At 59.0% G+C, this 10,502-nt stretch carries 10 protein-coding genes; 8 read left to right on the top strand and 2 right to left on the bottom strand.

The window, feature by feature from the left end; genetic code table 11:
* The 7 genes from OC446_RS23015 to OC446_RS23045 form a co-directional block, all read left to right on the top strand.
* Positions 1 to 531, top strand: a 531-nt coding sequence (locus tag OC446_RS23015; protein ID WP_262031347.1) for a sugar phosphate nucleotidyltransferase, incomplete at its 5' end; no start/stop codon positions are given.
* Between the two features lie 50 nt (positions 532 to 581).
* Entirely contained in the window at positions 582 to 1,769 is a 1,188-nt protein-coding gene (locus OC446_RS23020; protein ID WP_262031348.1) for a DegT/DnrJ/EryC1/StrS family aminotransferase, read from the top strand.
* A 10-nt stretch (positions 1,770 to 1,779) separates the two neighbouring features.
* Positions 1,780 to 2,553 (top strand): sugar transferase, encoded by a 774-nt coding sequence (locus tag OC446_RS23025; RefSeq protein ID WP_262031349.1) that lies wholly within the window; start codon positions 1,780 to 1,782, stop codon positions 2,551 to 2,553.
* Positions 2,550 to 3,557 (top strand): SDR family NAD(P)-dependent oxidoreductase, encoded by a 1,008-nt coding sequence (locus tag OC446_RS23030; RefSeq protein WP_262031350.1) that lies wholly within the window; start codon positions 2,550 to 2,552, stop codon positions 3,555 to 3,557. Before OC446_RS23025 ends, OC446_RS23030 begins: the two co-directional genes overlap by 4 nt.
* Positions 3,558 to 3,859: 302 nt before the next feature.
* Positions 3,860 to 5,284 (top strand): lipopolysaccharide biosynthesis protein, encoded by a 1,425-nt coding sequence (locus tag OC446_RS23035; RefSeq protein WP_262031351.1) that lies wholly within the window; start codon positions 3,860 to 3,862, stop codon positions 5,282 to 5,284.
* Positions 5,285 to 5,569: 285 nt separating this feature from the next.
* Positions 5,570 to 6,658, top strand: a complete 1,089-nt coding sequence (locus OC446_RS23040; RefSeq protein ID WP_262031352.1) for a glycosyltransferase family 2 protein — start codon at positions 5,570 to 5,572, stop codon at positions 6,656 to 6,658.
* Between the two features lie 111 nt (positions 6,659 to 6,769).
* A complete protein-coding gene (locus OC446_RS23045; RefSeq protein WP_262031353.1) occupies positions 6,770 to 7,570 on the top strand; it encodes a polysaccharide deacetylase family protein in 801 nt (266 codons plus the stop codon).
* An 11-nt stretch (positions 7,571 to 7,581) separates the two neighbouring features.
* Here OC446_RS23045 and OC446_RS23050 read toward each other — a convergent pair whose 3' ends face one another.
* Together OC446_RS23050 and OC446_RS23055 are read right to left on the bottom strand one after the other, a co-directional pair.
* On the bottom strand, positions 7,582 to 8,016 hold the full coding sequence (locus OC446_RS23050; RefSeq protein ID WP_262031354.1) for a VanZ family protein: 435 nt from the start codon (positions 8,014 to 8,016) through the stop codon (positions 7,582 to 7,584).
* 178 nt (positions 8,017 to 8,194) lie between these two features.
* Entirely contained in the window at positions 8,195 to 9,466 is a 1,272-nt protein-coding gene (locus OC446_RS23055) for a polysaccharide biosynthesis/export family protein (protein ID WP_262031355.1), read from the bottom strand.
* Positions 9,467 to 10,081: 615 nt separating this feature from the next.
* Here OC446_RS23055 and OC446_RS23060 point away from each other — a divergent pair.
* On the top strand, positions 10,082 to 10,502 hold a 421-nt coding region (locus OC446_RS23060; protein WP_262031356.1), incomplete at its 3' end, for a hypothetical protein.

Here is a 10,502-nt window from a genome sequence, read left to right on the forward strand (position 1 = left end):
GTCTGTGGCGACGGCCAACAATGGGGCATGAACATCACCTATACTCAAGAGACCGAGCCGCTCGGGACGATTGGCCCGCTGACGCTGCTTCGGGACAAGCTTGATTGCACCTTCCTCGTTCTCAATGGCGACGTTCTCACCGATCTGAGCCTCAACGCGTTCAGTTCCTTCCACCGCAGCCACGGTCATCCACTTACCATCGCGACAACGATGAGAACCACCAAGATGGACTTCGGTGTTGTTGACGATGTCGATGGCGTCGTCACGCGGTTTCGCGAAAAGCCGACGCTGTCGAACTGTGTCAGCATGGGAGCCTACTGCATGGAACCGGAAGTACTGCGTTACATCCCATCCGGAATGCCATTCGGGTTCGACGACCTCGTATTTTGCATGATGGAGAGAAGCGTTCCTGTCCATATCTACAAGCACCAGGGTCTCTGGCTCGACATCGGTCGCGTCGAGGACTTCCACAAAGCGCAGGAGATCGACTGGGACGAGCAGGTTCCATCGCTTGCAGCGGCTGCGGTCTGACCCGGCAGCATATCATCAGTCACGTCGAGATTGATTCATCGGAGAGATACATGCTCGCAGCGGCACCTGCCACTAAGGTCGATATTGTCGAAACACCACCGACGCCCCTCACCGATGTCTCCTTCATCCCCGTGGCGGATCCGGTGCTCGGATCGGATGAGAAGGCTGCCCTGTGCGAGGTGATCGACAGCGGCTGGATCACGATGGGAGAGCGGGTTCAACGCTTCGAGGAAGACCTTGCGAAGATTCATGGGGTGGATGAGACGATTGCCGTCAACTCCTGCACCGCCGGCCTGCACCTCATCCTCCATGCTCTCGGCATCGGACCGGGCGACGAAGTCTTAGTCCCTTCTCTGACCTTCGTCGCCACGATCAACTGCGTCCTGTATGTCGGGGCCAAACCGGTGCTCGTCGACATCGACTCTCTCGACAATCCGTTGATGTCTCTGGAAGATGCGGCAAGCAAGTGCACGGAAAGGACCAAGGCGATCGTCCTCGTTCACTACGCCGGTTACCTCGCAGACCTCCCCGCCTGGAAGGAATTCGCGGACAAGCGCGGCTTACTGCTCATAGAGGACGCCGCGCATGCGACGGGTCTCAAGGACGTCGGAACCTATGGCGTCGCCGCCGCGCTGAGTTTCTATGGCAACAAGAACATGACGACCGCCGAGGGAGGCGCGATCATCGCCTCCGACCCGGATCTTCGTGATCGGATGCGGAAGATGCGTGGTCACGGCCTGACGAGCGGCACGTTTCAGCGCCACAACGGCTCCGGTCCCGGCTACGACATGGTCATGCTGGGGTTCAACTTCCGAATGGATGAGTTGAGGGCCGCGATCGGGATCGTACAACTGAAAAACCTGGAAGCCTGGAACCTCAAAAGAAGACAGCTGACACAGCTGTACCGCTCGCTTCTTGAGAAGCATGTTCCGGAGGTTCTGGTTCCGTTCAGCACGAACAGCATGTCTTCATATCATATCATGCCCGTGATCTTGCCGAGCAACGTCGACAGATCGCGCGTGATCAAGTCGCTGCGGGACGTGGGAATTCAAACGACGATCCACTACCCTCCGGCTCACCTGTTCTCGTATTATCGTGAGCAGCTCCCGTCCGTGACGCTTCCAAAGACGGAAGATTACAGCGAACGTGAGCTGACGCTTCCTCTGTTTCCCCGGCTCGATGACTCGCATGTGGAACGGGTTGCGGAGGCCCTTGCGAAGTCGGTTCGTTGCCAGTGAGGTCAGACTAATGCTGAATTCGCAAAACCAGGGCCGTTCATCGACTGTCCGTCGGTTAGGTTCGGAGGCGGCGCGGCGCCTGTTCGATATCGTCTTTTCTGCCGCATGCCTCATCCTCCTCTCGCCTGCCCTGCTCGTGATTGTCGCAGCGATCTGCCTCGAGAGCGGGCGTCCGATCTTCTTTAAACAGGTTCGCCTCGGGAGGCACGGGCGCCCCTTCAATATGTACAAGTTTCGGAAGTTTCATAAGGATTGCGGCACCAGCGGCCCTCCCCTCACCCTGCAAAAGGACCCAAGACTGACTTCGGTAGGAAATTTCCTAGCGTCCTCGAAATTCGATGAACTGCCGCAACTTTGGAACACACTTCGTGGGGACATGTCCGTTATCGGGCCCCGTCCGGAATCCATGGCTTTCGCAGACTGCTTCACAGGGAATTTCAAGGAGGTGCTGGACCACAAGCCCGGCATTCTGGGCCCGAGCCAGGTCACCTTCAGAAATGAGAACGCACTCTATCCGCGAGACTCCGACCCAATCGAATTCTACCGCCGGGAGATCTTCACCGCCAAGGCGCTCATCGACCTGCAGTACTATTCTCAACGGAGCTTCTTCCAGGACATTCTGTGGCTTATCTACGGCGTCCTTGCAGTGCTGCGCATCGGCCCGAGGCTCCCGAGGGCTAAGATAGCGAATTTGCATGGCGAGGCGCCACACGTGATGATCCCGCCACCAAAAGCTCCTATGACGATCCATAACGCGGCCAAGACACGGGGTACGGAAGCGTGAGATACGAAAACACCAGAGTTCTCATCACCGGCGCAGATGGCTTCATCGGCTCGCACCTAACGGAAGCCCTCGTCGCCCAGTCGGCCAAAGTGACGGCTTTGAGCCTGTACAATTCGTACGACAGCTACGGTTGGCTGGACGACCTCCCGGACGATGCGCGATCCCGTGTGACTCTGATCCGTGGCGACCTGCGCGACGCCGCGTTCATACGCCGTATCGTGCGCGATCAGGATGTCGTTTTTCATCTTGGAGCTCTGATCGCGATCCCGCAATCTTACAGCACGCCTCATTCCTACGTGGAAACCAACATCGTCGGAACTCTCAACGTTCTGGAGGCTGCACGGGAGTTCGGAGTAAGACGCGTCGTCCACACCTCGACGAGTGAGGTCTATGGAACGGCGATTACGATGCCAATCAACGAGTCTCATCCCCTTCAGGGACAATCGCCGTACTCTGCCTCCAAAATCGGGGCAGACATGATGTCTGAGGCGTTCGCCCGGTCGTTCGACCTGCCCGTGGCCATCCTCCGGCCTTTCAACACATTCGGGCCCCGTCAGAGCGAGCGCGCCATCATCCCGACCATTATCCGTCAGGCGCTTGATCGGAACTGTCCTGAGATACGCGTTGGTGATACTTCCCCGGTACGGGACCTAACGTTTGTCGAAGACACGGTCGCCGCCTTCCTCACTGTCGGCTCGGCCCCCGACATCGAGTTCGGAAAAGCCTACAATGCCGGTAGCGGTTCGGCCGTCACGGTATCCGATCTCATCAAGCTCATTTGCGAGGCGACGAACTGCGGGAAGCCTGTGGTTCAGGATCCGCAACGTCTTCGTCCGGTCAATTCCGAGGTGCGCGCACTTCTGGCCGATAGCAGTCGCCTGCATCGAACGGCCGGATGGCAGCCGCGGGTTCGGCTTTACGATGGTCTGGAACGAACGATTAACTGGTGGCGTGACCGCATTGATCGTGGTCTCGTCCGTCGGGATGCGGGGTTCAGCACTTAGAACTTCGCTGGGTCGAGAGGTGCATGCGCTAGTGCGGTGCAGTCCACGATCCCGTGATCGGATCGCTAAAGCCTTTGTCGGTGACGTGCGCCCGGTTCACCGAAACGCACGATCCGGCAAAGAACAGGGCTGCTCCTCGCAGGAGGAAGCCCCCTAGGCAACGGAGTTTCTGAATCGTACGGGATGCGCATCTCTCCAAGATGAATGCGGCAGCCGCGGGATCCTGGCACGACCGGATCCTCACCTGTCAGCGATCGCAAGGCCCATCGCGAAACGGACTATGAGAGGATCGAGCAGTTCAGATGTGGCGCGGCAACTCTCAGAGCGCGGATCTCGCACCTCCGATCCATCCGACACTGGACGAGGGTTCTTTCGTCGCCGGCAAGGCGAGCCGGCCATTTCGTGGTGCGGCCAGACGAGCAAGCGGGCGCTTTCACGAACTGAGAAAGCACCCCTTCATCCGTAGCGCGAGCGTGGCTATTGGAGGGGCCGCAACGGCTCAATTCCTCACGATCGCCTTCTCCCCTCTGATCACCCGACTTTACGGACCAGAGGCTTTCGGGGCAGTTGGAGTCTTCACGGCAACGGTTCTCATCATAGGGTCTTTTGCAGATCTAATGTACGGGACAGCGATCGTTCTGCCCCCGTCCGAAACGGAAGCTCGATCGCTCCTCAAGCTCTCAGCTCTCATTGCCCTTCTCATATCCTCGATCTCGCTGCTGGTATTCGGCGTCTTTCGGCATGAGATCGCGAATGCCATCGGATTCAGTGCTTCGCCGGAACTTCTGTATTTCGCACCGGTCCTGATCTTGCTCTCGGGATTCTGCCAGCCACTGCATCACTGGCTGTATCGGGAGGGCAAGTTCAACGAGATTTCACGGATCAACATCATCGAGGCGCTGGCGAACAACATATCGAAGGTCTCGATCGGCTTCGTCTCGGCCACAACTCCGGTGCTGCTGGTGCTCGGCATACTGTCGAAGATTCTGCAAACCGTCCTTCTATGGTTCCGAGCTCGCCCTTCCATCATGCGGCGGGACGACCCTCCGGCCCATTCAACGGACGATATGTCGACCTTGAAGTCGCTACGAGAGGTGGCCTACCGCTATCGTGACTTCCCCCTCTTCCGGGCCCCCCAGAAATGGTTCCGTGACCTTTCATACACCATCCCGTCGCTGATGCTCGCTTCGCTACTCGGCCCGGCGGCCGCCGGGTTCTATCTGCTGTCGACGCGTGTCATCCAACTGCCCAATACTGTCATTGCCGAGGCGGCTGGACCCGTGTTCCTCGCCCGCATCGCGAAGGCAAGGCATGAATCGGATGCTCTGCGACCGATCTTGCTTCGTGGAACCCTTGCTCTCGCTGCGATAGGACTGTTCCCGTTCGGGTTCGTGGCAATCACCGGCCCATGGCTGTTCGGACTGGTCTTCGGAGCCGATTGGGTGATTGCCGGCGAGTATGCGCGCTGGCTGACTCTGTCGTCCTACCTCACCTTCATCGCCGTGCCGACGCTCAGCGCCGTCCCGCTGATGAGCCTGCAAGGCCACCTCCTCGTTTACGAGGTCGGGACCACGGCCCTGCGTGCTGGAGCGCTTACGTTCGGCGTGCTGTATCTCGAAAGCGATGTGGCCGCGATTGCTCTGTTTTCTCTAGCAGGTGCATGCGCGTCTCTCGCTCAGATTCTTCTGTGCCTCGCGCTCTGCAATACGCGCTCCCGTGCCGGATGAAGAAGATGTTGATCTGTCCTGCTGACGAAGGTCATTCATCTTTCGATCGAAGCTTCACCAAAGAACAATTTGTCTATTCATACTTGGGAGCACTCCATGTGGGCAAAAGACACGTGTCCTCGACTGAGCTTACAATCGGGTAGCACATTGTTTGATTCCAGTGATCGCTCCGTCGCCGCCACTTTCGTTTCACCAACCTGTCACCATGACGAAGCGGATCCGAGCGAAACCTGAATCGGTCGCTTTTGCCGAAGGTGACGTTTGCGTCAGAAAAGAGAAGAGTCGATGAACTACGTGGATGGACATCTGATCGACAGCTATCATGACGAGAGGCAATCATCCTCAACGGATCGCCCTTTCGTCAGCATCATCATGCCGGTTCGGAATGAATCTCGCTTCATCGAGGAGAGCCTCGGCGCGGTGCTTGCTCAGGACTATCCCAGCGACCGGATGGAAGTCCTGATCGCGGATGGCATGTCGACAGACGATACGCGTGAAATTATCTCCCGTATCGCCGACGCGCATCCCAGCCTCTCGATCTCGATCGTCGACAACCCGGGTCGGATCGCCTCGACCGGACTCAATGCCGCGCTTCAGGAAGCGCGGGGCGACGTAATCATTCGCGTTGACGGCCATACGTTCCTGGAGCCGGATCACGTTCGGCAATGTATCGAAGCGCTCGCACGTTCAGGCGCCGACCATGTCGGCGGTCGCATGGAGACTGTAAGCGAGGGTCCGTTCGGCGAAGCGGTGTCCTGGGCCACCGGGACAGGCTTCGGCGTTGGTCACGGACGCTTCCACTACGCCGATCACGAAGAATGGAGCGATACCGTTTCGATGGGAGCCTGGCCGCGGCAGGTATTCGAACGGATCGGCCTTTTCGACGAAGAGCAGGTTCGCAACCAGGACGACGAGTTCAACTATCGGCTTCTCGAGCACGGCGGCAAGATCTTGCTCTGCCCCAGTATCAAGTCAAGGTACTACAATCGCAGCACGCCGCGCTCCCTCTGGAGGCAGTATTACCAGTACGGCTACTGGAAGATCAGGGTCATGCAGAAGCACCCGCTCCAGATGCGTCCCCGTCAATTCGCCCCGCCCCTCCTCGCAGCAGCTCTCGTCGTCACGGCCATCCTGGCTCCCTTCTTCACTTTGGCCGCCTGGGGTTTCTGCCTGGTCATGGGGAGCTATGTGGTCGCGAATTTCATGGCATCGGCACTTACCGCTCGGCTGGCGGGCTGGCATCTCACGCCCCGTCTTTCGCTAGCTTACGGAATTCTCCATTTCTCCTATGGCCTCGGCTTCCTTGTGGGCTTGCTCCGTTTCTGGAACCGGTGGCACGATCGGGGAGAATGGGCCGTTCTCAAACAGGCTTAGCGGCCGCCAGAGAGGGAAAGTTAACCCTCTCGTCATGGTAACTGGAGGTATGGCAAAGGATCGTTCAGAATGTACCCGGGAACGTTGATAGGACGGGAGGAAACAGCCGCCATGCCGCGCGTGCTGACATATCACGACGTCGTCGAAGAGCACCCAGATGCCAGTGGTTTTCCAGGCGGCGGCCCGGCGTTGTACAAACTTCCCACCCGTGAGTTCGCTCGGCACCTGGACGCTATTGCATCGACCTCTGCCTCCCCGATCCTCCTGCCGCAGCTCAAGGGCTCGAATGCGGATGACCTGGCGCCCCTGCTGATCACGTTCGACGATGGTGGCGTGAGCGCAGCGAACATCATCGCAGACGCGCTCGAGCGAAAGGGCTGGCGTGGCCATTTCTTCGTTACGACCGACTATATCGGACGCGCCGGCTTCATGACGGCAGCGCAGATTCGAGATCTGACCTCCCGTGGACATATCATAGGCACGCACTCTTGCAGCCACCCGCGACGCATGTCTGCGTGTTCACCGCAGATCCTCTGCGACGAATGGCAGAGGAGCCGAATGGTCCTGTCGGAGATTCTGGACAAGCCTGTCACGGTTGGTTCCGTTCCGGGAGGATACTACTCGGAGAGCATAGCTCTCGCGGCCGCGGCATCGGGCTTGACGGATCTGTTCACTTCGGAGCCAACGACCCGCATGACCATGGTGAACGGGTTGCGCGTCTACGGTCGTTTCTCGATTTATCGACGGACGCCACTCTCGAAAGTGACCGCTATCGCATCCGGTCGCCGCCTGGCGATCATGAGAGAGGCCATTACATGGGAGATGAAGAAGGTCCTGAAGATTGCCGGCGGAGAAACTTACCTGAAGCTCCGCAAGATGATCCTCGATCGCCAGCACCGATATCTTTTGTGACGGCCTTGCTCTTATTTCCGCCAGTGTGAGTGATCGCCCTGCTTCTCGAGCATGCGCTTCGTCAGGTCATGCCTCTCCCCAGGAAAGCTTGGCCCTGAGACGAGGACTGAAGCCGAAATCAGGATCGACAGAGCTCCCGCGGCACCGACCCCCAGCATGCTTGCCGTTGCATCGACGATGCTGGCAAACCGGCCTGGCGAGATCAGTTGACCCAATTCTAGCAAGCACGCGTAAACCATTAGAGACACAACGGCGAAGATTCTCTTCCGCGGGTACGCGAGCATGAAAAACACTGTGGTGCCGAAATAAGCAACGAAATGCTCGAGCCTTGTCGGAGCGCCGGTTCGCACCTCAAAGTCCCCTGGGATCAGTGACAAGTAGGCGAGCAGAATTACGCAGAACCAAGCGCATGCACGTAGGTTGCGTTGGCGATTGCCGATCAGCACGGGAAGCTCCTCTCGATTTGGAAGATTATCGCGGTGCCAGTCCTGGATGCGGCCGCTGCGAATGTATCCTGGGACGGGCTTCGGGGATACCGACACGCGCCGAGGTCGGACGGGCAGCGCGATTGGCCGCCTGTCCATACCGCCTTGAGCCGACATCCCTTGCTCCCGACATCCTGCATCACTCGGTTGCCTTGAACGTTTCACGCGGGAGCATGACCTCGACGACATCGCCGGGCATGAGTTCCGTATCATAGGCCGCATCGGATCCCGCCCAGGTGCTCCCGTCCTTCCTGAAGATCTTGAAGGTGGGATTGTCGGCCGCGTTCTCCTGTCCCCGTGATTTCACCGTACCGACATGCATAAGCTTGTCCCCGGCTGCCTGAATCCTCGTGCGTATGTCGGCGAGCCTGTTCTCCGCTTCCTCCCGCTCCCGGACCAGCCTCAGCCGCCGCTGATCGTTGGCCCGCTGCAGCTGGCGCTTCTGCTCCTCTTCGCCTCGTCTGGCGATGGTGAGGTTCGCTTCGGTCTGGAGCAGCCGTTCCGATACGAAGCTCAGCGCCCGCTGCTCCTCGGAGAGCCGCCCTATCGAGGTCAATCCCTTCTCAAGGTTCCCCTTCAATCGTGCAACGTCGGCGGCCTGTTGCTGGTAACTCTGTACCAATTCCTCTCGCAACCGCTCAAGGGTCGAAATCTGCGACTGGGTCTGCTCGACCGACTTCTGGAGAGAGGCTACTTCCTTCTTGTAATCGTCGAGGGCGATGTCGAGCTGTTCCATTTGTGCGCGCTGCGCCTTCGTCAGGATCTGACCGCCGGAAGCGGCGCTATCCGTTCCTTTACTGGGGGTACCGTTCAGCTCGCCCGACAGGCGCGCGACGACCGCCTGCTGCCGAAGGTACTCGGCGTGAAGGAGCCGACCTTCCGTCTGCAGATCGACCTCCTGCATGGCTGGATCCACCCCCGATCGAGCGCGCATCACATCCAGTCCTCCGGCGAGCGCGATCGCCTGCCGGATCGTCATCTTGGCCCGGTATGGAAGCTCGCCTGGCCTCGATACGTCTCCACTGACGTAAATCGGCCGGTGCTCGGCTATCGTGACGGTGATTTCCTCCGGATAGATGTAGACGGCCCGCTCGCTCCCGTCCGGAGCCCTGTTGCGGACGGTCTTGTTGGTCAGGTCGTTCCTCAATTTTCCCTGAAGGTCGTTCAGGGAGAGCCCGGCGACGTTGACCAAGCCGACCAGCGGAAGCGACACTTGGCCTTCCATGTTGACGGTCGCTCTCTGCCGAAGCTCTGGCAGGCCGACCACCGAAATCTCGATGACGTCGCCTGGAGCCACGAGATAGGACGCCAAAGCGCCGCTCGCATTGAGACTCACGAACACCGGCACTGCTGCGATCAAGCGGGCGAACAACAGAAGGCCGGCGCGAACGGAGTCATGAAGAGACGGCATAAGTTTTGCTCCGAGAAATCTGTGTCCACCAACTGGGCTTGAGTGCCCTGCGCAGCGCCGCCGATGGTCGGTTACGGTTCACCGGCAGGTATCGCCCCATCGCGAAAAGCCCCAGCGATGGGTGTCCCCATGGCTGTTCCGAGCCTTGGCAGATTGACGAGTGCTTTAACACGCGCGGTACCGTTCCCACCACGAGAGAACAGAATATATAGAAGATTAAGGTCCCGGCTCATACTATCCTGGGGCGGTAATACGTAATACGAAGTTGATGAGCCACTTGCGCCAGCTTTTCGTCCAACCCTGCTGCCCGGCGCACCTTCGAGAGCGGCAGACGCCAGCGCCGCCTCCCTTCCTTCTTCCATGTACCCCATCAAGGATCCGTGACTTGACAAGATTCCAGGGACACCCAAACAATCTTTTCAGCGCGTCCTGCGGCAGGGCCGCATCCGTTTCGGCTATTCGAGCGTTCAGAGGGAACGAGGAACAGGGTCACGGAGCATCAAGCCCTAAAGTGGATCCACTTATGGTTTGCTGATTAAGTCCGATGAGGGTGCTGGATCACGCTGGGGTCGATGGTATCGAGCAGGGAGGTGCCTTGATGAACGGGTTCGAACGATGATGCGCGCACGTCGAAGACGCGTTGGACTGATCTTAACCGTCGCGGTTGTCTCGGTCGCCCTCGCTGCTCTTCTCCTCATCCGGTACCAGTCGCGTGCACTGGCTTCGATTGCGACCTCTCGCCTTTCCTTCCCGCTCTTGCAATGGTCGGCCTCCATTCTGGAGCAGGAAGTGATCCAGTACCGGGGTTCAATTTATCGGATCGCCGCCTCCAGCGCTCATAACTTCCAGATGCTCGACGACGACACCCTCCGGTTCGAAGTCCGCCAGGGCGATCGCTATCGATCGGCCTCTTGGACGGACGCGGAGGGGATAGAACGCTCCGAGATGGGCGAGACCACCACCCATGCCCTTTCGGGCAACGGCAGTCACTTCCACGCCACGTACAAGATGATGATCGAGCCGGGCGCCAAGAACA

The organism is Microvirga sp. Mcv34, from assembly GCF_024519725.1.
In the GTDB taxonomy this organism is placed as follows: Bacteria; Pseudomonadota; Alphaproteobacteria; order Rhizobiales; family Beijerinckiaceae; genus Microvirga.

Coding starts and splice junctions, on each gene's coding strand:
- OC446_RS23020 (WP_262031348.1), top strand. CDS start 582: ATGCTCGCAGCGGCACCTGCCACTAAGGTCGATATTGTCGAAACACCA.
- OC446_RS23025 (WP_262031349.1), top strand. CDS start 1,780: ATGCTGAATTCGCAAAACCAGGGCCGTTCATCGACTGTCCGTCGGTTA.
- OC446_RS23035 (WP_262031351.1), top strand. CDS start 3,860: ATGTGGCGCGGCAACTCTCAGAGCGCGGATCTCGCACCTCCGATCCAT.
- OC446_RS23040 (WP_262031352.1), top strand. CDS start 5,570: ATGAACTACGTGGATGGACATCTGATCGACAGCTATCATGACGAGAGG.
- OC446_RS23045 (WP_262031353.1), top strand. CDS start 6,770: ATGCCGCGCGTGCTGACATATCACGACGTCGTCGAAGAGCACCCAGAT.
- OC446_RS23055 (WP_262031355.1), bottom strand. CDS start 9,466: ATGCCGTCTCTTCATGACTCCGTTCGCGCCGGCCTTCTGTTGTTCGCC.